Source organism: Streptomyces ambofaciens ATCC 23877 (genome assembly GCF_001267885.1).
Lineage (GTDB): Bacteria > Actinomycetota > Actinomycetes > Streptomycetales > Streptomycetaceae > Streptomyces > Streptomyces ambofaciens.
In genome coordinates, this window is the sequence record NZ_CP012382.1 from 2,751,260 (window position 1) to 2,775,007 (window position 23,748).

Sequence of the window (23,748 nt, forward strand, 5' to 3'; positions counted from 1 at the left end):
TTCGGGTCGGCGGTCGGTTGACCTCAAGGGTCTCACGACCGCCGACGGTGGCCCACGTGACGACCGCGCCTCCCCCTAGGACGCCGGTTCGTAGTCCTGGCCGAGGACGACGGAGACCCTCGCGTTCGCGGAGACCTCGCCCTGGGTGACGGAGCCGGTGGGCAGGCCCAGGGTCTGGGCGACCTGGACGGCGTCCTCCTTGTCGGCGGCCTTCGCGTAGACCACCTTCGACGTCGCCTCGGTGCCGGAGGCGGTGCCGCCCTCCAGGAAGGTGAAGCCGCCGTTCAGGAGGACGACGCGGGCCTTGCCGGTGCGGTCCTCGACGCCGGTGGCGTTGCGCACGGAGACGCTGACGGCCGCGTCCTCGTCGGGGCTCTTGGCGGTGCCGCCGAGGACGTCCTTGACGACGCTGTCGCTCGCCTCGGCGCTGAGCCTGCCGTCGCCCTGGACGGGCAGCAGCGCGGTCTTGAAGTCGCCGCCCTTGGCGAGGTCGGAGAGCCCGGCGAGGAAGGAGCCGAGGTCCTTGTCGGTCAGCGGCGGGTCGAGGATCAGCCCGAGCGTCTGGATGGTGGTCGTCGCGGCCTGCGGGTCGGAGGACAGCTTGCGCAGCACTCCCTGCATGACCTGGCCGAACCGTTGGAGCTGGGCGTTGGCCTCCTCGCCGGAGCCGCGGTGCGTGGCATAGGCGACGGCCATCTTGCCGCTGAGGGTCCGGCCCTCGCCCCGGTGCACGAGCGGCGTGGCGCCCTTGTCCTTGGCCGCCGGGTCGGGGACGTCGGTGTCGGTGTCGACCTCGATGTTGCCGACCAGGTCGACGAGGATCTGGAGGTAGGGCGTGTCCAGGCGCCAGGTGCCTTCGATGTCGGTGCCGAGGGCCGAGTCGAGCGCGGTCCGGGTCGCGTCGGGACCGTCGTCGTCGACGGAGGCGGCGAGCGTGGTGGTGGTGCCGTCGTCACCGGTGAGGGCGAGCGCGTTGGGCACCAGTACGGCGGTGCCCTGCTTGGTCGTGGTGTTGTCGACGAGCAGCGCGGTGGAGGTGCCGCCGCCCTTCGTGTCGTGCAGGTGGACGGCGATGACGTCGCGTTTCTGGGCGCCCGCCGCCGTCGTGCCGCCCGTCCTGTCGTCCGAGGAGGACACGCCGGGCAGCTTCCCGGCGTACCAGAGATAGCCGACGCCGCCGGCCGCGACCAGCGCCAGGACGACGGCCAGGGCGACGACACGCGCGCGTGCGCGCCGCCGGGCCTCCTCACGGCGCTCGGTGCGGTTCTCCGTGAACTTCATCCAGTCGATGACGTCCTCGGAGTCGTCGGTGGGCTCCTCGACGAAGGCGAACTGCTCGGTCCGGTAGTCCCGGTCGGGTCCGGCGTCGTCGGCGAAGGCGTCCGTCTCCGGTTCCTCACGCGGGCCGGCCTGCTGCGGGATGTGGGCGGTCTGCTCGGCGACCCGGGGCTGCCGGCCACCGGTCGCGGCGGCCCGGCCGTAGGGGTCCTGGGGCGACTGCCCGTGCGGGCCGGCGGTGTAACCGTCGTAGGTGCCGGGGGCGGGCGTGGGCGGCTGCTGACCGGTGTCCCAGCCGCCCTGGGAACCGTAGGGGTCGTACGGCTGCCCGCCCGGCTGCTGGGTGCCCGCGGCGTACGGGTCGTAGCCGTAACCCTGCTGCCCGTACTGTCCGACCTGCTGCTGGGCGTACGGATCGTCCTGGGCCTGCGGGTACTGCTCGCCCCGCTGTCCGTACTGCTCGCCCTGCTGCTGGGCGTACTGCCCGCCCTGGGCCTGCGCGTACGGGTCGTAGGACTGCTGCCCGCCGGAGCGGTCCGGGGCCTGGGCCTGGCGGTAGACCGGCCGGCCGTACTCGTCGTAGCCGACGAGTTCGTACTGGTCGGCGCCGCCGTACCCCGCGTCGTATCCGTCGTTCACCGGTGCCCCTCTCGGCTCACTCGCCGCGGTACAGCTGGCGCTTGTCGATATAGCGCACCACTCCGTCGGGCACCAGGTACCAGACGGGATCGCCCTGAGCGACTCTCGCACGGCAGTCCGTGGAGGAGATGGCGAGGGCGGGGACCTCGACGAGCGAGACTCCACCCTTGGGAAGCCCGGCGTCCGTGAGCGTGTGGCCGGGCCGGGTGACGCCGATGAAGTGTGCCAGGGAGAACAGTTCCTCGCTGTCGCGCCAGGTGAGGATCTGGGCGAGGGCGTCGGCGCCGGTGATGAAGAACAGGTCCGCGTCCGCGTTGAGGGCGGCCAGGTCGCGCAGGGTGTCCACGGTGTAGGTGGGACCGCCGCGGTCGATGTCGATGCGGCTGACCGAGAACTGGGGGTTCTCGACGGTGGCGACGACCGTCATCAGGTAGCGGTCCTCGGCCGCGGAGACCGTGCGGTGGCTCTTCTGCCAGGGCTGCCCGGTGGGCACGAACACCACCTCGTCGAGGTGGAACTGCGCGGCGACCTCACTGGCCGCCACGAGGTGTCCGTGGTGGATCGGGTCGAAGGTGCCGCCCATGACGCCGAGGCGGCGCTTGCCCGACGGCGACGGGCCGTTGCCCGGTCCGGTGGCGCGCGCGGGCACCGCGCGGTTCTGCGTGCCGCGCGCCGGAGCGTGCGCCGTGTCGTGCGCCGGACCGGTAGGCATGTCCTGCTCTCCCATGCGTGCAGACCCTACCGGCCCGGCCTGAGGGCTCCTGCCGGGCCCACGGTCCCCGGGTCCGCGGCCCCGTGCTCAGCGGTCGCGGTTGAACCGGGTGGTGATCCACAGCAGGAGCATCAGGATGACGAACGCGCCGATGCCGGTGACGTAAGGGCTGAGACTCTCGTGGTTGCCGCCGTGCTCCTCGCCGCCCTCGGAGGCGAGGGTCACGATCTGGGCAGCGGTGCTGTGGAAGCTCATCTTCGGCAGGACCTATCCGGTGTGGGCGGAATAAAGACGTCGGCTCATCGTATGCGGGCGTCTCACGGGCGATCACGCCGACTCCGCCGTTGGGGACCGGCCGGGGAGCTCCGGGGAACCTTCGGATCTCCTCAGTCGTCCTTCCGCTTGTACCCCCGCAGCAGGAACCACGCGGTCAGCACGCAGCCCACCACCATCACGATCAGCACCACCCGGAGCAGATTTCCCGCCCCTTGCTGTTCGGCCGCGGTCGCCGCCGTGGCGAGCCAGTCGGTGTGGGGGGTGTGCGCCATGACGTGGACTCCTTCGTTGCCCTGCCCGTCCACGGTATCTCCGCCTAGGCTGGGCTCGGCTCCGGGGGCGCAAAGGGCCGCACAAGGGTTCGTAAAGGGCCGGCCAGAAGCACGGGCCACACACACGCACATGGGGGATGACATGTCCGACGGCCACCAGCACAACGGGCACGAGAACGTGCCGAGCAGGCAGCGCAGGCGCTTCCCCGGAATCTCCTCGCGTGCGTACGAGCACCCCGCCGACCGCAGCGCCCTGGTGGCGTTGCGCAAGCTGAGCGGATTCGACACGGTCTTCAAGGCGCTCAGCGGGCTGCTGCCCGAGCGGAGCCTCAGGCTGCTGTTCCTGTCCGACTCGGTGCGGGTCTCGGACCGGCAGTTCGCCCATCTGAACGTCATGCTGCGCGACGCCTGCTACATCCTGGACCTGGAGAAGGTCCCCCCGATGTACGTCAACCAGGACCCGACGCCGAACGCGATGTGCATCGGCCTGGACGAGCCGATCATCGTCGTCACCACGGGCCTCGTCGAGCTGCTGGACGAGGAGGAGATGCGGGCGGTCGTCGGGCACGAGGTCGGGCACGCGCTGTCCGGGCACTCGGTCTACCGGACCGTCCTGCTCTTCCTGACGTCGCTCGCCGTCCGGGTCGCCTGGATCCCCCTGGGGAACCTGGCGATCATGGCGATCGTGACGGCGCTGCGCGAGTGGTTCCGCAAGTCGGAGCTGTCCGCCGACCGCGCGGGTCTGCTGGTCGGCCAGGACCTCCAGGCCTCCATGCGGGGCCTGATGAAGATCGCGGGTGGCAACCACCTGCACGAGATGAACGTGGACGCGTTCCTGGAGCAGGCCGACGAGTACGAGGCCGGGGGCGACCTGCGCGACTCCGTGCTGAAGATCCTGAACGTGCTGCCCCGCTCCCACCCCTTCACCACGGTGCGGGCCGCCGAGCTGAAGAAGTGGGCGGAGTCCCGGGACTACCAGCGGATCATGGACGGCCACTATGCGCGGCGCGAGGAGGACAAGGACACCTCGGTCCGCGACTCCTTCCGCCAGTCGGCGTCCAGCTACGCCACGGACGTGCGCGACTCCAAGGACCCCCTGATGAAGCTGGTCAACGACATCGCCGGCGGTGCCGGTGACCTCGGGGACCGGATGCGGCGGGGCTTCGGCGGCTTCACGGCCTCCCGGCCGAGGCCGCCCCAGGACGCCGGCGGACCGTCCGAGGGCCCGGAGGGGACCGGCGGCACGGACACGCCGGACGACCGCCCGCCTCGCGACGGCGCCTGAGGGAGCGAAGGACCGGGGGACACCTGAGGGGCCTGCTCCGCACGCCCTCGGCCGGCCGCCGCACGCTCCCGGCCGGCCGGGTACGCCCTCGGCCGGCTCCTCACGCCTTCGGCTGGGCGCTCGCCGCGAGGGTGCCGCACAGGGCCGTGGCGTTGTCGGTGGTGTAGGGGTCGGTGCCCGCCGGGGCGCTGGTCCTGACGCTCTGGCCGGCGAGCAGCGGCCGGAGGTGGTTCGCCGAGTCCTCCGCGCAGGACAGCGGACCGGCCTGGACGTAGGAGGCCACGAGCTGCGTCTGGTGCAGGCGCAGGTCCTCCCGGTCGAAGCGGAAGTGCAGCTCGCGCCGGACGGTGAACAGCGACGCCTCGGCCCGGTCGTCGCCGGCGGGCCGCAGGGGGTAGACCATGGTGTGGTCGGCGGTGACCTCGAGCGTGGACGCCTCGGTCTCCGCGATCCGCAGACTGCCCTTCACCCGGATCTCGTCGTCGGTCAGCTGGGCGCGGCCCGGGTCGAAGCGCACCAGCCAGCCGGTGGGCGTGTGCCGGCCGTCCGCGGTGGGCCGCTCGAAGCTCTCGTCGAACTGGTCGAGCTGGTCCGGGTCCAGCAGCACCCGCACCGAACGGACCTCCCCGCGGCCGAGCACCTCCGGGTCGAGCGCCGAGCGGACGATGTAGTTCTTGGCGGTCGTCAACGCGTTGAGCACCTGGTCCTCCGAGAAGTGCGCGGTGCGCCGGGCGCCGGGCAGCGGGACGCCCTCGGCGGCGGACCGGAAGTGCGCGGCGGGACTGTGCTCGTACAGGTGGAGGGCGTCCTGCGCGCCGGGCACCCGCTCCTGGGGGGCGAGCGGGACGACGGTCATCCGCACCGGCTCGGCGGCCCGCTGGTCGCCGGGGCTCTGGTAGGGGTGCCGTACGCCCATGTAGAGGGCGGTGCCGAAGGCCACGGCGATCAGCACGACGAGGATCAGCGCCTGACGGGAGAGGCCGGCCCGGCGCAGCGGCGTACGGCGGCGCACGGCGGGCGTGTGGTCGGCCATGCGCTCCTGCGCGGAGAACTCCTGGAGGCGGGCAGCGCGGACGAACGACTCGTCGAAGACGACGGATCGGTACTCGTCCTCTCCGCCTCCGGGGGAGCCCTCGGGCGTCCCTCCGGGCGGGTCGCCAAGCCCTGCCATACCTTCAGGGTGGGTCGGCGGCAGCTCGTGTAAACGCGACGGGGCGGGTCAAGATGGGACACGTTTCCCGGCCGCCGGGCGGTGGCTCGGGGGCTGCGCGATGACCGGGCCGGGCGGTGGCTCAGGGGCTGCGCGGAATGACCGGGACGGCCGGCTGGGAGTAGTCGGCGGAGGCCGAGGGCGTCGCGGTACCGCCCTGCTCGGGGCCGGTGGAGGCAGGTGGCGGCACCTGCTGGGTACCGCCGCCCGAGGACGCGCCCCGGTAGACGGCCACGAAGGCCAGCGCGACCATGCCGACCCCCATCACCAGGGCGAGCATCCAGGCCACGGGCCGGTGCCAGCGGACCTGTTTCCCGGAGGCGGGAGGAGCGCCGTACGGGCGGTCGAGGAGGTCCCGGTCGTCGTCCGGGTCGTCGAGGTCGGGGTCGTGGCCGAAATCGCCGTACCCGTCGTCGTAGCGCTCGGCTCTGCTGCGGCCGCGGCGGGCCGCCTCCGCCTCGGTGGCCTCGGCTCGGGCCTCCGCGGCGGCCAGGAGGCGTTCGACGGCGGTCGGCTCGTGCACCACGGCCGCCCGTACGAAGTCCTCGTCGAAGACCACGGAGGCGAACTCTTCGTCCGACACCCCGCGGTCGTGATCGTCGTCGGGCTCCCAGCCGTCAGGGAACGGCCTACCCCCCACGTCCTCCGGCACGGGACCAGAGTAGACCTGGGGGGTCGTTTTGGGCAGACCGCGGGGAAATTCATCCGGTGGGTGAGATGCCCCGATCGGAGCAGGGGCGCCACCGCGGGCGGGTGCCGGTCACCTGTGCCCCGGCGCGCGCCTCGGCGCGGCTGTGGCCGGGCCGGCGCGGCACCGTCCGTCGGTGCCGCGGGGGGGCCGCTCAGCGCCGTACGTGCCCGTCACCGGTGACGATGTACTTGGTACTGGTCAGCTCGGGCAGCCCCATCGGCCCCCGGGCGTGCAGCTTCTGCGTGGAGATGCCGATCTCGGCTCCGAAGCCGAACTGGCCGCCGTCGGTGAAGCGGGTGGAGGTGTTCACCGCGACGGTGGTGGAGTCGACCAGCTGGGTGAAGCGGCGGGCGGCCTGCTGGGAGGTGGTCACGATGGCCTCGGTGTGACCGGAGGTCCACAGCCGGATGTGCTCGACGGCCCGGTCCAGGGAGTCGACGACCGCCGCGGCGATGTCGTAGGACAGGTACTCCGTCTCCCAGTCCTCCGGCGTGGCCTCCACGACGGTCGCCTTGGTGTCCTTGGCGTGGGCCAGCACGCGCTCGTCGGCGTGCACGGTGACCCCGGCCTCGGCGAGGGCGTCCAGCGCGCGGGGGAGGAAGTCGGCGGCGATGTCCTGGTGGACCAGGAGGGTCTCGGCCGCGTTGCAGACGCCGACGCGCTGCGCCTTGGAGTTGATGAGGATGTCGACGGCCATGTCGAGGTCGGCCTGCGCGTCGACGTAGACGTGGCAGTTGCCGGTGCCGGTCTCGATGACCGGGACGGTGGACTCCTGGACGACCGTGTTGATCAGCGAGGCGCCACCGCGCGGGATGAGCACGTCGACCAGTCCGCGGGCCCGCATCAGCTCGCGCACGCTCTCGCGGCTCTCGCCGGGCACGAGCTGCACGGCGTCGGCGGGCAGCCCGGCCCCGCCCACGGCGTCGCGGACCACCCGGACGAGGGCGGTGTTGGACTGGTAGGCGGAGGAGGAGCCGCGGAGCAGGACCGCGTTGCCGGACTTCAGGCACAGGGCGGCGGCGTCGACCGTCACGTTGGGCCGGCCCTCGTAGATGATGCCGACCACGCCGAGCGGCACGCGGACCTGGCGCAGGTCGATGCCGTTGGGGAGCGTGGAGCCGCGCACCACCTCGCCGACCGGGTCGGGCAGCGCGGCGACGTCGCGCACGTCGGAGGCGATGGCGCGGACCCGCTCCGGCGTCAGGGTCAGCCGGTCGATGATGGCCTCGCTGGTCCCGGCGGCGCGGGCCTTGGCCACGTCCTGGGCGTTGGCCTCGACGATCTCGCTCGTACGGACCTCCAGCGCGTCCGCGACGGCGAGCAGCGCGTCGTCCTTGGCGGCCCGCGGCAGCGGCGCGAGGTCGGCCGCGGCGGCCTTGGCCCGGTAGGCGGCCCGGGTGACCGGGGACATCGAGTCGTACGGCGAGAGCGTGGTCATGGGGGAAGCGTAGTGCGCCGGACAGGCCCGTTCACCGGCCGTCCCAAACCCCGAGACATGCCCCGGACGGCGTCAAAAGGGGTGCACCCCGACCGGGGTGGCCGGGGCGGGGCCGTACCCGGCGGCGATGCGCTGGTGGTAGGTGGCCCGGTCGATGACCTCCAGGCCGACGATCTCCCAGGGCGGCAGCCCCGCGGTCTGCCGGTGCTCGCCCCACAGGCGCAGCGCGACCGCGGCGGCGTCGTGCAGGTCGCGGGCCTCCTCCCAGTACCGGATCTCCGCGTGGTCGTCGGCGTACCGGCTGGTCAGCAGGAAGGGGTGGTCGTGGGCGAGCTGTTCCAGGGCGCGCCGCACCTCGGTGAGCGGGGCGCGGGCACCGGAGACGCTGAGGGTGACGTGCCACAGGCGCGGGGTGTGCTCGGGCTCCTCGCCCCGGAAGCGGTCGCCGGCCGCGACGCTGGTCAGCGGGCGCTCCTCGCCGGCCGGACGGGGCCCGCCGCGGCTTCCGCGGGCGCCGGTGCCGCCGCCGCGGGAGGCGGTGTTCCCACCGCGGGAACCGGTGCCGCCGCGGTACCCCGTACCACCGCGGGACGCCGCCGTCCCAGGGCGCACTCCGCTCACGACGGCCTCCTTCACGCACACGGCTCGGCCCGGTGGTCGGCCGGGCTTGTCCCTGGGGAAAGTTGAGCAGGCCTCGCAAGATCGCGGGGCGGTTTTGCGGAACGTCCACCGCCGATTCGGGGACGTTTCGACCCATTACGGATGCAGGATCACCAGGTCGTCCCTGTGTACGACCTCGCGTTCGTACGCCGGTCCGAGTTCGCGCGCCAGTTCCCGGGTGGAGCGGCCGATCAGCCGGGGCATCTCCTTCGCGTCGAAGTTGACGAGCCCGCGGGCCACCGCGTGCCCCGCGTCGTCGCGCAGCTCGACGGGGTCCCCGGCGGTGAACTCGCCCTCGACGGCGGCGATCCCGGCCGGCAGCAGCGACTTGCGGCCCTCGACGACCGCGCGCACCGCCCCGTCGTCCAGGACGAGCGCCCCGCGCGGGGTGGAGGCGTGCTGGAGCCACAGCAGCCGGTCGGCGGAACGCTTGCCGGTGGCGTGGAACCAGGTGCCGGTGTCGCCGCCGACCAGGGCGTCGGCCGCGTGGACCGCGCTGGTCAGCACCACGGGGATGCCGGCGGCGGCGGCGATGCGGGCCGCCTCGACCTTGGTGACCATGCCGCCGGTGCCGACGCCGGCCTTGCCCGCGCTGCCGATCTCGACGTCCGCGAGGTCGGCCGGTACGCGCACCTCGGCGATCCGCGAGGTGCCCGGCCTGCTCGGGTCGCCGTCGTACACGCCGTCCACGTCGGACAGCAGCACCAGCAGGTCGGCGCGGACCAGGTGGGCGACGAGGGCGGCGAGCCGGTCGTTGTCGCCGAAGCGGATCTCGTCGGTGGCGACGGTGTCGTTCTCGTTGACGATGGGGAAGGCGCCCATCGCCAGCAGCTTGTCGAGGGTGCGGGAGGCGTTGCGGTGGTGGGCGCGGCGGCTCATGTCGTCGCTGGTCAGCAGCACCTGGCCGACGCGCACCCCGTAGCGGGCGAAGGAGGCGGTGTAACGGGCGACCAGCAGACCCTGGCCGACGCTGGCGGCGGCCTGCTGACGGGCCAGGTCGCGGGGGCGGCGGCGCAGGCCCAGCGGGGCGAGACCGGCGGCGATGGCGCCCGACGAGACCAGGACGATCTCCCTGTCCCCTCCCCCGCGCACCTTGGCGAGGACGTCGACGAGGGCGTCGACCCGGTCGGCGTCCAGGCCGCCCGCCGCGGTGGTCAGAGAGGAGGAACCGACCTTGACGACGATCCTGCGGGCCTCGCCCACGGCCTGCCTTGCCCCAGCCACTGTCGCCGTCCGCCCTTCCCCGTTCGACACGCGCCGGTCCCGGCGCTCGCCAGGCAATCTACGCGAAGGGGGCCGCGTCCCGCCGCGTGGTCCAGGCTGCGGACGGCGGGCGCGCGACGCGTCGTGAGGAGGGTCCGGCCGTCCCGGGCGCGGCGCCGGGTAGGGCCGACGCAACACGCGCGTGTCGTCGGGAGGTCGCCGCGCGTTAACCCGTACGTCCGAAACCGTACGTCGACGCGCGACGAGCAAGCCTGGAGCGACCGCAGTGCCCCTATCCCTGCCCCGCCGCAGCCTTCCCCGCCTCGGCCTTCGCGGTCTCGCTCCGCACCACCGGCGGACCCTGGTGAAGCTGCTCGTCCTGGGCGTGCTGGCGACCGCCTTCGCCGCGCAGGCCGTGGGCGCGCTGCTCCCGCACGTGCCGCTGCTGCTCGCCGCGACCGCCGGCTCGCTGGCCGCCGAGGGCGTGCTGTACCGGTGGCAGCGGGGCATGGTGTCCCTGTTCGCCAAGTCGCACGCGGACGTCACGGTGCGGCACGTGCTGCGGGACCTGCTGCTCGTGGTGGGGCTGCTGCGGCTCGGCGAGCAGCACCGGGAGACGGTGTACGCGCCGCTGGTCGCCGGGCTGCTCGCCTTCTACGGGCTGCACTGGGCGATCCAGGCGGTGTCGGTCCTGGTCCGGCGTACCCGCACGCCGCCGGTGGTGACGCGGAACATCGACACCCGCGCGCTGCGCCTGACCCCGGCTCCCCCGCTGCTGCTGCGCCGCCCCGGGCCCCGCCTGGCGGCCTTCGGACTGCCGGCGACGGCCGGGCTGCTGGCCACGACGGCCACCGACGCCCCGGTGTACGGCGCGGCCGGTCTCGCGCTGTCCCTCACGGTGGCGCTGGCGGGCCTGGGCGCGCTGCTGCTCCGGTTGCTGCCGGGGCGTCGGCCGGCGGGCGAGCAGGAGGTGCTCGACTGGTTCGAGGCGTGGCTCGCGGAGTACCGGCCCACCGTCGGCCTGTACTTCTCGGGCGGGGCCTCCTCCGCGTACCAGGCGAACATGTGGCTGGAGCCGCTGGCCCGGCTGGACGGGCGGCCGCTGATCGTGCTGCGGGAACGGCACATGGTGCAGCGGATCGCGGCGACCGACATCCCGGTCGTGTGCCTGCCCAGGGTGTCCACGCTCATGCGTCTGGAGCACTCCACGCTCCGGGTCCTCCTGCACCCCTCCAACTCCGGGAAGACCTCGCAGGTCCTGCGCATCCCCACGATCAAGCACGCCTTCGTCAACCACGGGGAGAGCGACAAGCTGTCCTCGTGCAACCCGTACGCGAAGGCGTACGACGAGGTGTGGGTGGCCGGCCCGGCGGCGCGCGAGCGGTACGCGCTGGCGGAGGTCGGTGTGGAGGACAAGGACGTGGTGGAGATCGGCCGCCCGCAGCTGGACGCCGTCGCGCCGTACGCGGGGCCGCCCGCGCCCGGCGCGTACACGACGGTCCTGTACGCGCCGACCTGGGAGGGCTGGGACGGCAACCCCGGCAACACGTCGGTGGTGGAGGCCGGTGAGCCCCTCGTACGGGCGCTGCTCGCGGACCCGGGGGTACGGCTGCTGTACAAGCCGCATCCGCTGACGGGGTCGGTCGATCCGCGGGCCCGGGCCGCCGATCTGCGCATCCGGGAGCTGGTACGGGCGGCCAACCGGGAGCGGGGCGGGCCCCGGCCGGACGCGTCGGCGGCGGCCGAGCTGACCCGGCGGACGGCGGAGCTGGACGGGCTCGTCGCGGCCGGCTTCCGGTCGGCCGCCGACCAGGCGGAGCGGATGCTGCGCCGGCCGGCGCCGGAACCGGGGCGCGCGGGGGCGGTGGCGCGGGCGACGGCCGCCTGGGAGGAGGCCTACTGGGCGTCGCTGCCGGCGTGGGAGCACCAGGTCGTCACGGACGCCCGGCCGCCGCTGTACGCCTGCTTCAACCAGGCCGATCTGCTGGTCAGCGACGTGTCCAGCGTGATCAGCGACTTCCTCGCGAGCGGCAAGCCGTACGCCGTGGCCAACACCAGCGGGCTGGCCGAGGACGTGTTCCGCAAGTCGCTCCCGACGGTGGCGGCGGCGACCGTGCTGGCCCCGGACGCGTCCGGGGTGCCCGCGCTGCTGGACGCGGTCCGGCATCCGGAGCTGGACGAACTGGCCGAAGCCCGCGTCGCGTTGGCGCTGAGGCTGCTGGGGCCGGCCGAACCGCCGTCCCAGGAGCGCTTCGCCGGGGCCGTACGGGCGTTGTGCGCGACGGCCGGGGAGCACCGGGCGCGGAGGGCGGAGCGGACGACCGCGGAGCTCCCGCTCCCCGCCCCACGGCGGCACGCCGGACCCCTCTCCGCCGCCGCGCCGGAGCGGCGGAGCCGCCCCTGACACCCGCCCGGCGGACCGGGGCGCGGACGGACGCGCCCCGGTCCGCCGCGGCCCGGGACCGCACTTTTCGCGTGGGACACGGTCGGGACGGCCGTCAGCCGGCCGGCCGGCGCCGCTCCGGAGCGGTCGGGCAGTCCCTGACGGCGGCCCAGCGGTCCTTGACCACGGAGGGACGGAGCCCGGGGGCAGATCCGGCGGACGTCACCCGTGCCGGTGGCACCAGCCCTGCCAGGCCGAGTCGATCATGTCGTCCAGGCCGTGCCGCGCCGACCAGCCGAGTTCCTCGCGGGCGCGGTCGGCGGAGGCGACGACGCGGGCCGGGTCCCCGGGGCGGCGCTCGGTCACCTGCGGGGCGAGGTCCTGCCGGTCGGCGACCTTGAGGATGCGGTCCACCATCTCCCGGACCGAACTGCCTTCACCCCGCCCGATGTTCAGGACGAGCGAGGTCCCCTCCGGGGCGTCCCCGAGGCGCCGGGCCGCCGCCAGGTGGGCGGAGGCGATGTCCCGTACGTGGATGTAGTCCCGTACGCAGGTGCCGTCGGGCGTGGCGTAGTCGTCGCCGAAGACGCGCGGGGCCTCCCCCGCCGCCAGGCGCTCGAAGACCATGGGGATCAGGTTGAAGACGCCGGAGTCGGACAGTTCGGGGGCGGCGGCGCCCGCGACGTTGAAGTAGCGCAGCGACGCCGCGCGCAGGCCGTGGGCCCGGGCGGCGGCGCCGATCAGCCACTCGCCGATCAGTTTGGTCTCGCCGTAGGGGCTCATCGGCAGGCAGGGGGTGTCCTCCGTGACGAGGTCCACGTCGGGCATGCCGTAGACGGCGGCGGAGGAGGAGAAGACGAGGCGGTCGACGCCGGCCGACGTCATGGCCTCCAGGAGGGTCTGCAGACCCGTCACGTTCTCCCGGTAGTAGTGGAGCGGCCGCTCCACCGACTCCCCCACCTGCTTCTTGGCCGCGATGTGCACCACACCTGTCACAGCATGGTCACGAAAGGCGTCTTCCAGGGCGGCCCCGTCGAGCACGCTGCCGACCACCAGCGGCACCCCGCCCGGCACCCGCTCGGCGCTGCCGGTGGACAGGTCGTCGTACACGGCCACGCGTTCACCGCCGTCGACCAGAGCACGCACCACATGCGCGCCGATGTACCCGGCTCCACCCGTGACCAGCCAGCTCATCCTCATGCCTCCCAGGTCTTCGTCACTGGATGCAGACTCGTCCGTGCGCCCCCGAAAATCGAGTCGGGCACATGGGACGGAAGCCTACGGAAACACGCAAAGAGGGCGCCGATGCCAAATGTGAGGAAGCTCTCCCTCCCCTTCGAATTACCCCTTTTGGGCAACCCACTGCGGACATTTCGCGCCGTGACGGAACGCAGGCCATCCAGCTACCGCGCCCGCGGAAACTTCGCATGAATCCTTTACGCTGATGCGGCGACGCGCTCCCGGCCCCAACGGCGCCGGGGTGTGGTCCGACCCAGCCCGCGGTCCCTGGTCAGTTCTCGGAACAGGTTGTAAGGATGCCCAAACTCTCTCTCGTCGTCCCCGTGTACAAGGTGCAGGGCTATCTGCCCGAGTGCCTCGACTCCGTACTCGGACAGGACTGCACGGACTTCGAGATCATCGCGGTCGACGACTGTTCGCCGGACGAGTCTGGAGCCATTCTCGACGAGTACGCGAAACGCGACTCCCGGATTCATGTGATTCACCTCACGGAAAACGTGGGTCTGGGCCGTGCACGCAACGCCGGGCTGGAAAAGGCCACGGGCGATTACGTGTTGTTCCTGGACAGTGACGACACGTTGTCCGACGGCGCGTTGTCGGCCATTCGCGACCGGCTCGAGGCCACGGACCATCCCGAGATCCTCGTCTTCGACTACGCCCGCACCTACTGGGACGGCAGGGTGCGTCCGAACCTGCGGGCCGACCTCCTCAAGGAGGAGGGCCCGGCCGTCTTCTCCCTCACCGAGCGGCCCCAGCTGCTCGACCTGCTCCAGATCGTCTGGAACAAGGCCTACCGGCGGGACTTCGTCACCAGGACCGGACTCACCTTCCCGCCCGGGTACTACGAGGACGCCCCCTGGACGTTCTGCTCGATGATCAGCGCCGAGCGGATCGCCGTGCTGGACCGCGTCTGCGTGCGCTACCGGCAGCGCCGCGAGGGCGGCAACATCCTCAAGACCGTGAGCCGCAAGCACTTCGACGTCTTCGACCAGTACCGCCGCGTCTTCGACTACCTCGACGCGCACGAGGAACTCGCCCGGTGGCGCGGCCCGTTGTTCCGCAAGATGGTCGACCACTACCTGACCGTCCTGGAGCGCCCGGGCCGCCTGCCGCAGAACGCGCGGGCGGAGTTCTTCCACCGCGCCGCCGCCGACTACCGCGCCCGGGTGCCCAAGGGCTTCACCCGGCCGGGCGGTGGCCGCGGCCACAAGTACGCGATGCTGGAGCGGGACGCGTACACCACCATGGTGAGCGCGCTCGCGGCGGTGAAGCTCCGTCAGCGGGTCAGGACCCGTACCCGCACGGCGCTCAACCGCTCCAAGCGCAGCGCGATGGGCGCCTTCTACCAGTCGCAGCTCAGACTGCCGCTGGACGAGAACCTGGTGCTGTTCTCCGCCTACTGGAGCCGCAGCGTCTCCTGCAACCCGGCCGCCATCGACGCCGAACTCGCCCGGCAGGCCCCGCACATGCGCCGTGTCTGGGCGGTCCGCGCGGAGAACGCGGCCCAGGTGCCCAAGGGCGTGCGGGTCGTCCGCGTGGGCTCGCGCGAGTACTGGGCGGCGCTCGCCCGCGCCAAGTACCTCGTGAACAACGTGAACTTCGCCGACGCCGTGGTCAAGCGCGAGGGCCAGATCCACGTGCAGACCCACCACGGCACCCCGCTGAAGACCATGGGCCTGGACCAGCAGAAGTACCCGGCCTCCACCGACATGAACTTCGAGAAGCTCCTGGAGCGGTGCGACCGCTGGGACTACAGCGTCAGCTCCAACCGGTTCTCCTCGGTGGTCTGGGAGCGGGTCTACCCCTGCTCGTACACCACGCTGGAGACCGGCTACCCGCGCAACGACGTCCTGGTGAACGCCTCGTCCGAGGACGTGCGCTCGGCGCGCGCGGCGCTGGGGCTGGCCGACGGCGCCAAGGCCTTCCTGTACATGCCGACGCACCGCGAGTACCAGCCGGGCTTCACCCCGCCGCTGGACCTGGCCCGGTTCGCCGACGAGCTCGGCCCGGACGTGACCCTGCTGGTGCGCGGTCACTACTTCTACGGCAGCTCCCCGCACACCGCCGAACTGCGCCGCACCGGCCGGATCGTCGACGTGTCCGGGCACGCCAAGGTGGAGGACCTGTACCTCGCCGCGGACGCCCTGATCACGGACTACTCCTCGGCGATGTTCGACTACGCCGTACTGGACCGCCCGGTCATCAGCTACGTCCCCGACTGGGACGTCTACTCGGCCGTGCGCGGCACCTACTTCGACCTCCTCCAGGAACCGCCCGGCGCGGTGGCCACCTCGCAGGCGGAGCTGCTGCGGCTGCTCGCCTCGGGCGACTACGACAGCCGGGAGACGACCGAGCGCCGGGACGCCTTCCGCCGGCGTTTCTGCGAATTCGACGACGGACACGCAGCCGAACGCGTCGTACGACGCGTCTTCCTCGGTGACGAAACCCCGCTGCCCTTCGTCCCGTTCGACGAACGCCCCCACGCCCCGACCCCCGCCCAGGCGCTCGAACTGGTCGAGCGGGCCTGACCCCGAAAGGAGATCACCAAGCCATGGCCCCTCGGCTCAGTGTCATCGTCCCCATCTACAACGTGGAGCAGTACCTCCCCGCCTGCCTGGACTCGTTGGCGGCACAAACCTTCCGTGACATCGAAGTCCTGATGGTGGACGACGGTTCACCGGACGACTCGGCCGCCATCGCCGCCGACTACCAGGCCCGCGACCCGCGTTTCAAACTCATCCGCAAGGAGAATGCGGGACTGGGTGCGGCTCGAAACACAGGGCTGACGCGACTGGCACCCGAGTCGGAATATGTCGCTTTCGTGGACAGCGACGACATGATCCCGCCGAACGCCTACCGCATCATGGTGGACAGCCTCGACGAGAGCGGCTCGGATTTCGTCACGGGCAACGTCCAGCACATCAACAGCACCAAGGTCTGGCAGTCACCCATGCACCGGATCCTCGCGGGTGGTGCAGTCAAACGGACTCACGTCTCGCGGAACCGGAAGCTGCTGACGGACCGAATAGCCTGTAACAAGGTGTTCCGCCGCTCCTTCTGGGAGAAGCACCGGCTTGCCTTCCCCGAGGGCGTGCTGTACGAGGACGTCCCGGTGATTCTTCCGGCCCACTTCCTCGCAGAAGCCGTGGACATCATCAGCGAGCCCACGTACTACTGGCGACTGCGGGAAGGCGAGGCCGCTCCCTCCATCACTCAGCGCCGGACCGAGCCGAAGGCCGTGAGGGACCGGGCGGCTGCCGTGGAGTCCGTCAGCCGCTTCTTCGCCTCCCAGCCCGGCGAGGTGAGCGCCGAACTGAAGCGCGCGTACGACCGCACCGCCCTCACCGGCGACCTGCGCATCTTCCTGAACGTCCTGCCGCAGGGTACCGAGGAGTTCCGCGCCGAGTTCCTGCGCGTAATCAACAAGTACCTGGACCAGGTCGACCCGCAGGTAGTCATGGACCTGCCCGCAGCCGCCCGCATCAAGTGGCTGCTTGTCCGCAAGCACGCGGTCGACGAGATCGTGGACATGCTCGCGGCCGAACGACGGGGTGATCCGGTCGAGATCGACGGGCTGATCCGCAAATACGTCACCTACCCAGTCCTCGAGGCGGCCGCTGCTCATCTCCCGAAGAAGGCCCGCCGAATTGACCCTGACCTCAGGCTGCAGGCTCCCCTTCAGGACCTCCGCTGGGAGAACGGCAAGCTGCATCTGGCCGGGCATGCCTGGATCAATCAGATCGACCAGTCGAGCAAGCGCAGTGCAGTCAAGGTCCTCGTGTTGAAGAAGGACGGCTCCCGAAAGCTCACGGTCCTGCCGCTGCGCAACACGCACGTCCCCGAGGCCACTTCGCTGTCAGGGCAGCGACACACTAACTACGACTGGTCAGGCTGGGAGGTGGACCTCGACCCCGCCAAGCTGCGCAAGGGCTCCCAGTGGGAGGAGGGCACCTGGCGGGTGGGCATCGGCATCACCACTTCAGGACTCGTGCGCAAGCGCGCCCTTCAGGTGAAGGGACCCAAGCGCCCCAACCACCCGCCGTACCAGTGGCTGGACGATGACTTCCGCCTGTTGCCCACTCCCGAGAACGGGGCGTTGCGGCTGACCGTCGAGAGGGTCCGTGCTCTGATCACAGGCCACCGCGCCGTAGGCACAGACATTGAGATCGACGGTCAGATACGCGTCCCGCTCAGTGCGGACGAGAACGTCTCGCTTCGTGTCACCAACAGGAAGAGCGGAGAACGGCTGCACTATCCTCTCGCCCTCGGCGCGGCCACCGGCTCACACACACCGTTCACCGTGAGAGTCCCCATGCTGGACATCGCGCTGCTGCCCGAGCACCAGGACGTCGTCAAGGAAGAGAACGCCGCCGGCGGAGCCAATCCCGCGGCGGCCTCGCGCCGCAACTGGAGCACCCAGCTCGTGGCAGTGGCACGCGACGGAAGCGAGCGTCGTTTCTCGACCGTCGCCCGCGAGGGACTCGCGGACAGCCAGATACGACTGCCCGCGTCACTCGCCGAGGGCGCTGACCGCAATGAGATCGCCCTGATCGCGGGACACAATGGCTACCTGAAGTTCACCGGCCGTCCCCTGCAGGCGACGATCACCGACGTGAGGTGGGCCGAGGACCGCTACATCGTTCACGGCACCACCGCCGCCGACATCGACGATGCGGTATTCGTGGTCAAAGCCCGGGATCGGTTCGACGAAAAGACCGTGGCCCTGCACACGTCGCCAGACGGTTCATTCCGCGCCGAGTTCACCCCGGCGTCCATGTCCGGCCCCAACGGGACCCTGCCCCTCAAGAGCGGACGCTGGAACTTCTTCCTGCGTCCCGCTGACGGTGAAGACATCCCGTTCGTCATCGACCGGCTTGCGGTGGAGAAGTTCCCCGTGCTCGGCGCCGCCAAAGACCGGGAGTACGAGTTCGAAGCCCGTTGGCACGACTTCCCTCAGCTGCACTGCCCGTCCGACCTGTCCATCCTGGAGCGCGGCGTCTACCGCCAGGAGCGCTTGCGCAAGGACGTGTACGAAGCCGGCCGGAGCAAGCCGTTGCGGGACGCGGTGCTTTTCATCAGCTACAACGGCAAGCAGTACTCGGACTCCCCACGTGCCATGCACGAGGAGTTGTTGCGCCGAGGCGCCGACCTTGAGTACCTGTGGCTCGTCCGGGACGGTCAGGTGGATCTTCCGGACACAGCGCAGAAGGTCCGGTTCTGGAGTACGGAGTGGTACGAGGCCCTGGCCCGTTGCCGCTACATCGTGACCAACGCCCATTTGCCGCACTGGATGGAGCGTCGTCCCGGCCAGGTGATCGTGCAGACGTGGCACGGCACCATGCTCAAGAAGATCGGCCTCGACATCGAGGCGCCGAAGTTCGATCCCCAGTACCACGAGCGGCTGATCCAAGAGGCTCGCAACTGGACGATGCTGGTCTCCTCCAACCGCTTCAGCACGCCGATCCTCAAGCGGGCCATGGGATTCGATGGGAAGATCATCGAGACCGGATATCCTCGCAACGACTACCTCTACGCGCCCGATCTCGCGCAGCGCGCCGAGGAGATCAAGAAGCGCCTCGGTCTGCCGTCCGACAAGCGCGTGATCCTGTACGCACCCACATGGCGCGACGATCTGTCACACCGGCGTGGCCAGTTCAAGTTCGATCTGCGCCTCGACGTCGAAGACGCTCGTGCACGACTCGGCGACGACCACGTGCTGCTCATCCGACGGCACTCCAACGTCGTGGACAGCATCCCGGGTGCAGGCAACGGATTCGTCCACGACGTCTCGGAGTACCCCGACATCGCGGACCTGTACATCATCGCTGACGTGATGGTGACGGACTACTCGTCGGTCATGTTCGACTACGCGCACCTGAAGCGTCCCATGCTCTTCTTCACGTACGACTTGGAGCACTACCGGGACAAGCTGCGTGGGTTCTACTTCGACTTCGAGAAGGACGCGCCCGGCCCGTTGATCCGGACGTCCGAAGAGCTGATCAGCGCCCTGTGCGACATCGACAAGGTCTCAGCCGAGTACGGTGACCGCTACCAGCGCTTCCATGAGCTGTTCTGCGATCTGGACGACGGCAATGCCGCGGTGCGGGTCGTCGACCGGATGCTGGAGCAGGCTCACGAGGTCTGATTCCGCCGACGGTGTCGAAAAGCCGGACGGGCTCCGGAGGTAACACCTCTGGAGCCCGTGGTGTGGTGGTGCGGTCCACAGTCAGCGAGTGACCGACTTGAAGGCCAGCTGCCCGGAGTCGGAGTTCCCCCTGGATGCCCCCGTCGGCGAGGACAGTGCAGTCGCCCGTGCCGAGCAGAGCACGCATGGCCACCGCCTCGGACAGGAGTGCCTCGAACGGCTCGGTGTTCGACCCCGGCTCCGACCGCTCGAAGTCGCCCCGCCCGATCGGCCCATCCTCTGCGCCGGTCGTCGTTCGATCAGGGCGGGGATCGAAGCCGTCATGACGTCGGTACCTCTGAGGGACACGAGGAAACCGTCCGCTCCGGCGGTGAGGATGTTCCGGGACCCGTGATCGCAGTCCACGCTGAGGACCGGCCACCCTCGGGTCATCGCCTCTACCGACACATTCCCGAACGGCTCGCGCAAGTACGGCAGTACGAAGATCGAGGCCTTGGCGAACTCTGCGGTCACCGGAAAGGCCAGGCCATCAGGTGGACGTGGGTGTGGAGCCCCTTCTGCCGGCCGCCGAACTCCGGCATGCAGTTCGGCGTGACGTGGATCCGATCGCGAACAACCGGGACCAGGCCGCCGAGCTTCCTACTGCGCGGATGACAGCACAGTGATCGCGTCGAGCCGTCGGTAGACCCCTTTATGCTCCTGGACGATCTTCAGATTCGCCTCCTCTATGGCATGGAGGCGGCCCCGCCCCCCTGCCACCTCCCACCGAGCCGCCAGCGGACCAAGTCCGTGACGGGCCGCTTCGGATGCACCGGGGAGACGCCACATGCCGCCTCGTCGTCCTTCTTGGCGCAGAACCTGTCCCGGCTGCCCGAGCGTGCCCGTCAGGCACTCAATCACGTCCCTAGAACGGCTCGAAGCCGTCGAACTCCCGCTCCGCCTCGTCCCGTTCGGCGTCCCGGTCCCGGCGGCGCTGCGCGGCCGGGCGGGGCGCCTCGAAGCGGTGGTCCTCACCGCGGCGGCCGAGCATCTCGGCGCCGGCCGTCACCGACGGCTCCCAGTCGAAGACGACCGCGTTGTCCTCGGGGCCGATGGCCACACCGTCGCCGTTGCGTGCGCCCGCCTTCATCAACCGGTCCTCGACACCGAGGCGGTTGAGCCGGTCGGAGAGGTAGCCGACGGCCTCGTCGTTGTTGAAGTCGGTCTGGCGCACCCAGCGTTCGGGCTTCTCGCCCCGCACCCGGAACAGGCCGTCCTCCTCGCGGGTGACGGTGAACCCGGCGTCGTCCACGGCCTTGGGCCGGATGACGATCCGCGTCGCCTCCTCCTTGGGCCGGGCGGCGCGCGCCTCGGCCACCAGCTCGGCCAGCGCGAAGGACAGCTCCTTCAGGCCCATGTGGGCCACCGCCGACACCTCGAAGACGCGGTAGCCGCGCGCCTCCAGGTCCGGCCGGACCATCTCGGCGAGGTCCTTGCCGTCGGGCACGTCGATCTTGTTGAGGACGACGACCCGGGGCCGGTTGTCCAGCCCGCCGTACTCGCTGAGCTCCGCCTCGATGATGTCCAGGTCGGAGACCGGGTCGCGCTCGGACTCCAGCGTCGCCGTGTCCAGCACGTGCACCAGCACGCTGCACCGCTCCACGTGCCGCAGGAACTCCAGGCCGAGGCCCTTGCCCTGGCTCGCGCCGGGGATCAGGCCGGGCACGTCGGCGACGGTGTAGACGGTCGCGCCGGCCGTCACCACGCCCAGGTTCGGCACGAGCGTCGTGAAGGGGTAGTCGGCGATCTTCGGCTTGGCCGCGCTCAGCACGGAGATCAGCGAGGACTTGCCGGCGCTCGGGTAGCCGACCAGCGCCACGTCGGCGACGGTCTTCAGCTCCAGCTGGATGTCCAGGACGTCACCGGGGACGCCGAGGAGCGCGAAGCCGGGCGCCTTGCGCCGCGCGGAGGCCAGCGCCGCGTTGCCGAGGCCGCCCCGGCCGCCCTGCGCGGCGACGTACGACGTGCCGTGCCCGACCAGGTCGGCCAGCACGTTGCCCTCGCTGTCGAGGACCACCGTGCCGTCGGGCACCGTGAGGACCAGGTCCTGGCCGTCCTTGCCGGAGCGGTTGCCGCCCTCCCCGGGCTTGCCGTTGGTGGCCTTGCGGTGCGGGGAGTGGTGGTACTCGAGGAGTGTGGTCACCGACTGGTCGACGGTCAGGATGACGTCGCCGCCATGGCCGCCGTTGCCGCCGTCCGGGCCGCCGAGCGGCTTGAACTTCTCACGGTGGACGGAGGCACAGCCGTGGCCTCCGTTACCCGCGGCGACGTGCAGCTCGACGCGGTCCACGAAGGTGGTCATGGGATGTGCCTCCAGTTACCAGTTACTGCTTACTACGGGATTGTCTCTTGGGTAACACGCGAAAGGCGGACCCGCTTCCCCTGGGGGAAGTGAGGCCCGCCTCGCGAAAGTTTCCGATCAGGCGACCGGAACGATGTTCACGACCTTGCGGCCACGGTGGGTGCCGAACTGCACCGCACCGGCCTGCAGGGCGAACAGCGTGTCGTCGCCGCCACGGCCGACGCCCGCGCCCGGGTGGAAGTGGGTGCCGCGCTGGCGAACCAGGATCTCACCCGCGTTGACGGCCTGACCGCCGAAGCGCTTCACGCCGAGCCGCTGGGCATTCGAGTCGCGACCGTTCCGGGTGGACGATGCGCCCTTCTTGTGTGCCATGTCTCCTCAGTCCCTTACTTCGCAGCCGCGGGGATCTCAGTGACCTTGATCGCCGTGTACTGCTGGCGGTGGCCCTGACGACGGCGGTAGCCGGTCTTGTTCTTGTAGCGCAGAATGTCGATCTTCTGGCCCTTGTGGTGGTCCACGACCTCGGCCTGGACCTTGATGCCGGCCAGCACCCACGGGTCGCTGGTCACAGCGTCGCCGTCGACGACGAGCAGGGTCGAGAGCTCGACCGTGTCGCCGACCTTGGCGGTGGAAATCTTGTCAACCTCAACGATGTCACCGACAGCAACCTTGTGCTGGCGGCCACCGCTGCGCACGATGGCGTACACGCGGATCTCACTCTCTCGCTCAGAACGGCACCCCCGCAGTCCAGCCACCCGGTGACACACGCGGACAGCCTCTCCCGGTCGGGGCCCGAGGGGGCCCGCATCCGGAAGGAATGAGGTTTACGGGGATGTGACGCGTCAGTCGACACGCCGACGGTCAAGATTACGGGGCCGCACGACAGGGGTCAAACCGGGCTCAGCGCCTCACCCGGCGACCGCCGCGACGTACTCGGCGTACGCCTCCCGCGCCCGCGCCGCCGACAGGTCCAGGTGCTCCAGGATCGTGTACCGGCCGGGCCGGGTCTGCGGCGCGAACAGCACGGCCCGTACGAACTCGTCGTCGCCGAACCCGATCTCCCGGGCCACCACCGGCAGCCCGTGCCGGCGCAGCGTCTCCGCCATCAGCAGGGCACCCTCGCGGTCGCCCCGCAGGTACGTCGCGAAGGCGGCGCCGATGCCCACCTGCTCACCGTGGCTCGCGGCACGCCTCGGGTGGAGCAGGTCGAGCGCGTGGCTGATCTCGTGGCAGGCGCCGGACGAGGGGCGGGTGTGCCCGGCGATCGACATGGCGATGCCGGACAGCACCAGCCCCTCGGTCAGCACGGTCAGGAACGCGTCGTCGCCGCAGCCGCCGGGGTGGCGCAGCACGGCCTCGCCGGCCTGGCGGGCCAGCGCGGCGGCGAGGCCGTCGACCTTCTCACCGTTCACCCGGTGGGCCAGCTCCCAGTCGGCGACCGCGGAGATGTTGGAGACGGCGTCGCCGATCCCGGAGCGCACGAACCGGATCGGCGCCTCGCGGATCACCGCGAGGTCGACGACGAGCGCGATGGGCGTCGGCACGCCGTAGGAACCGCGGCCCGCGTCGTTGTCGAGGATCGACACCGGTGAGCAGATGCCGTCGTGGGAGAGGTTGGTGGCCACGGCGACCATGGGCAGGCCGACGCGCGCGGCGGCGAACTTGGCGCAGTCGATGACCTTGCCGCCGCCCAGGCCGACGATCGCGTCGTAGCGGCCGGACTTCATCCCGTCGGCCAGCCGCACGGCGTCGTCGATCGTGCCGCCGCCGACCTCGAACCAGTCGGCGCCCGGAAGGGACGGCTCCAGTCTCCGGCGCAGGCGCGCGCCCGAACCGTCGCTGATCGCCACGGCGAGCCTTCCGGACTGGGAGATCCGCTGGTCCGCAAGGACACCCGCCAGGTCGTCGAGGGCGCCCGGCCGGATGTCCACGACGAGCGGCGAGGGGATGAGCCTCGTCAGTACGGGCACGTGATC

Annotated in this window: 19 protein-coding genes; 4 read left to right on the top strand and 15 right to left on the bottom strand. The window is 71.1% G+C overall.

Features of this window, described 5'->3' with window-relative positions; genetic code table 11:
• Nucleotides 1-75: 75 nt before the first annotated feature.
• The 4 genes from SAM23877_RS12365 to SAM23877_RS40225 form a co-directional block, all read right to left on the bottom strand.
• Nucleotides 76-1,917: an LCP family protein gene (locus SAM23877_RS12365; RefSeq protein ID WP_053130722.1), complete on the bottom strand. Its 1,842-nt coding sequence runs from the start codon at nucleotides 1,915-1,917 to the stop codon at nucleotides 76-78.
• A 16-nt stretch (nucleotides 1,918-1,933) separates the two neighbouring features.
• Complete coding sequence (gene nadD, locus SAM23877_RS12370) at nucleotides 1,934-2,644, bottom strand: nicotinate-nucleotide adenylyltransferase (RefSeq protein ID WP_053130725.1); 711 nt, start codon at nucleotides 2,642-2,644, stop codon at nucleotides 1,934-1,936.
• Nucleotides 2,645-2,716: 72 nt separating this feature from the next.
• Nucleotides 2,717-2,884, bottom strand: a complete 168-nt coding sequence (locus tag SAM23877_RS40220; protein ID WP_019331010.1) for a hypothetical protein — start codon at nucleotides 2,882-2,884, stop codon at nucleotides 2,717-2,719.
• A 131-nt stretch (nucleotides 2,885-3,015) separates the two neighbouring features.
• Entirely contained in the window at nucleotides 3,016-3,177 is a 162-nt protein-coding gene (locus SAM23877_RS40225) for a hypothetical protein (RefSeq protein ID WP_167355229.1), read from the bottom strand.
• A gap of 142 nt (nucleotides 3,178-3,319) precedes the next feature.
• Between SAM23877_RS40225 and SAM23877_RS12375 the strand changes: the two genes are divergently transcribed.
• Nucleotides 3,320-4,462, top strand: coding sequence for a M48 family metallopeptidase (locus tag SAM23877_RS12375; protein WP_053130728.1), 1,143 nt, complete (start codon nucleotides 3,320-3,322; stop codon nucleotides 4,460-4,462).
• Between the two features lie 100 nt (nucleotides 4,463-4,562).
• Here SAM23877_RS12375 and SAM23877_RS12380 read toward each other — a convergent pair whose 3' ends face one another.
• The 5 genes from SAM23877_RS12380 to proB all read right to left on the bottom strand — a co-directional run bounded on the left by SAM23877_RS12380 (nucleotide 4,563) and on the right by proB (nucleotide 9,664).
• Nucleotides 4,563-5,633, bottom strand: a complete 1,071-nt coding sequence (locus tag SAM23877_RS12380) for an SCO2583 family membrane protein (RefSeq protein ID WP_053130731.1) — start codon at nucleotides 5,631-5,633, stop codon at nucleotides 4,563-4,565.
• Nucleotides 5,634-5,754: 121 nt separating this feature from the next.
• A complete protein-coding gene (locus SAM23877_RS12385) occupies nucleotides 5,755-6,324 on the bottom strand; it encodes an SCO2584 family spore wall biosynthesis protein (protein WP_053130734.1) in 570 nt (189 codons plus the stop codon).
• Between the two features lie 190 nt (nucleotides 6,325-6,514).
• Nucleotides 6,515-7,801 (bottom strand): glutamate-5-semialdehyde dehydrogenase, encoded by a 1,287-nt coding sequence (locus tag SAM23877_RS12390; protein ID WP_053130737.1) that lies wholly within the window; start codon nucleotides 7,799-7,801, stop codon nucleotides 6,515-6,517.
• Between the two features lie 72 nt (nucleotides 7,802-7,873).
• Nucleotides 7,874-8,413: a hypothetical protein gene (locus SAM23877_RS12395; RefSeq protein ID WP_425314785.1), complete on the bottom strand. Its 540-nt coding sequence runs from the start codon at nucleotides 8,411-8,413 to the stop codon at nucleotides 7,874-7,876.
• Nucleotides 8,414-8,557: 144 nt separating this feature from the next.
• Nucleotides 8,558-9,664, bottom strand: coding sequence for a glutamate 5-kinase (gene proB / locus SAM23877_RS12400; RefSeq protein WP_053130743.1), 1,107 nt, complete (start codon nucleotides 9,662-9,664; stop codon nucleotides 8,558-8,560).
• Nucleotides 9,665-10,028: 364 nt separating this feature from the next.
• On the opposite strand from proB, the gene SAM23877_RS12405 reads away from it, so the two are divergent.
• Nucleotides 10,029-12,068 (top strand): hypothetical protein, encoded by a 2,040-nt coding sequence (locus SAM23877_RS12405; protein ID WP_053130746.1) that lies wholly within the window; start codon nucleotides 10,029-10,031, stop codon nucleotides 12,066-12,068.
• A gap of 201 nt (nucleotides 12,069-12,269) precedes the next feature.
• On the opposite strand, the gene galE is transcribed toward SAM23877_RS12405, so the two are convergent.
• On the bottom strand, nucleotides 12,270-13,241 hold the full coding sequence (galE, locus tag SAM23877_RS12410) for a UDP-glucose 4-epimerase GalE (protein WP_053130749.1): 972 nt from the start codon (nucleotides 13,239-13,241) through the stop codon (nucleotides 12,270-12,272).
• Between the two features lie 341 nt (nucleotides 13,242-13,582).
• Between galE and SAM23877_RS12415 the strand changes: the two genes are divergently transcribed.
• Nucleotides 13,583-15,814 carry a bifunctional glycosyltransferase/CDP-glycerol:glycerophosphate glycerophosphotransferase gene (locus SAM23877_RS12415; protein ID WP_053130753.1) on the top strand — a complete coding sequence of 744 codons (2,232 nt, stop codon included), beginning with the start codon at nucleotides 13,583-13,585 and terminating at the stop codon, nucleotides 15,812-15,814.
• A 23-nt stretch (nucleotides 15,815-15,837) separates the two neighbouring features.
• A complete protein-coding gene (locus SAM23877_RS12420) occupies nucleotides 15,838-19,431 on the top strand; it encodes a bifunctional glycosyltransferase/CDP-glycerol:glycerophosphate glycerophosphotransferase (RefSeq protein WP_053130757.1) in 3,594 nt (1,197 codons plus the stop codon).
• A gap of 81 nt (nucleotides 19,432-19,512) precedes the next feature.
• Here SAM23877_RS12420 and SAM23877_RS42080 read toward each other — a convergent pair whose 3' ends face one another.
• The 5 genes from SAM23877_RS42080 to SAM23877_RS12445 all read right to left on the bottom strand — a co-directional run bounded on the left by SAM23877_RS42080 (nucleotide 19,513) and on the right by SAM23877_RS12445 (nucleotide 23,742).
• Nucleotides 19,513-19,944, bottom strand: a complete 432-nt coding sequence (locus SAM23877_RS42080) for a glycosyltransferase (protein ID WP_218922751.1) — start codon at nucleotides 19,942-19,944, stop codon at nucleotides 19,513-19,515.
• Nucleotides 19,945-20,335: 391 nt separating this feature from the next.
• The gene (obgE, locus tag SAM23877_RS12430) at nucleotides 20,336-21,772 is read right to left on the bottom strand and encodes a GTPase ObgE (protein ID WP_053130765.1); all 1,437 of its coding nucleotides are present in this window, start codon (nucleotides 21,770-21,772) and stop codon (nucleotides 20,336-20,338) included.
• A 117-nt stretch (nucleotides 21,773-21,889) separates the two neighbouring features.
• The gene (gene rpmA, locus SAM23877_RS12435; RefSeq protein ID WP_003976205.1) at nucleotides 21,890-22,144 is read right to left on the bottom strand and encodes a 50S ribosomal protein L27; all 255 of its coding nucleotides are present in this window, start codon (nucleotides 22,142-22,144) and stop codon (nucleotides 21,890-21,892) included.
• Between the two features lie 14 nt (nucleotides 22,145-22,158).
• Nucleotides 22,159-22,479, bottom strand: a complete 321-nt coding sequence (gene rplU / locus SAM23877_RS12440) for a 50S ribosomal protein L21 (RefSeq protein WP_004931419.1) — start codon at nucleotides 22,477-22,479, stop codon at nucleotides 22,159-22,161.
• Nucleotides 22,480-22,680: 201 nt separating this feature from the next.
• The gene (locus tag SAM23877_RS12445) at nucleotides 22,681-23,742 is read right to left on the bottom strand and encodes an iron-containing alcohol dehydrogenase family protein (protein ID WP_053130768.1); all 1,062 of its coding nucleotides are present in this window, start codon (nucleotides 23,740-23,742) and stop codon (nucleotides 22,681-22,683) included.
• Nucleotides 23,743-23,748 lie beyond the last annotated feature (6 nt).

Excerpts from the sequence above, each read along its gene's own strand:
- nadD (WP_053130725.1), bottom strand. The coding sequence starts at position 2,644 with ATGGGAGAGCAGGACATGCCTACCGGTCCGGCGCACGACACGGCGCAC.
- SAM23877_RS40220 (WP_019331010.1), bottom strand. The coding sequence starts at position 2,884 with ATGAGCTTCCACAGCACCGCTGCCCAGATCGTGACCCTCGCCTCCGAG.
- SAM23877_RS40225 (WP_167355229.1), bottom strand. The coding sequence starts at position 3,177 with ATGGCGCACACCCCCCACACCGACTGGCTCGCCACGGCGGCGACCGCG.
- SAM23877_RS12375 (WP_053130728.1), top strand. The coding sequence starts at position 3,320 with ATGTCCGACGGCCACCAGCACAACGGGCACGAGAACGTGCCGAGCAGG.
- SAM23877_RS12380 (WP_053130731.1), bottom strand. The coding sequence starts at position 5,633 with ATGGCAGGGCTTGGCGACCCGCCCGGAGGGACGCCCGAGGGCTCCCCC.
- SAM23877_RS12390 (WP_053130737.1), bottom strand. The coding sequence starts at position 7,801 with ATGACCACGCTCTCGCCGTACGACTCGATGTCCCCGGTCACCCGGGCC.
- galE (WP_053130749.1), bottom strand. The coding sequence starts at position 13,241 with ATGAGCTGGCTGGTCACGGGTGGAGCCGGGTACATCGGCGCGCATGTG.
- SAM23877_RS12415 (WP_053130753.1), top strand. The coding sequence starts at position 13,583 with ATGCCCAAACTCTCTCTCGTCGTCCCCGTGTACAAGGTGCAGGGCTAT.
- SAM23877_RS12420 (WP_053130757.1), top strand. The coding sequence starts at position 15,838 with ATGGCCCCTCGGCTCAGTGTCATCGTCCCCATCTACAACGTGGAGCAG.
- obgE (WP_053130765.1), bottom strand. The coding sequence starts at position 21,772 with ATGACCACCTTCGTGGACCGCGTCGAGCTGCACGTCGCCGCGGGTAAC.
- rpmA (WP_003976205.1), bottom strand. The coding sequence starts at position 22,144 with ATGGCACACAAGAAGGGCGCATCGTCCACCCGGAACGGTCGCGACTCG.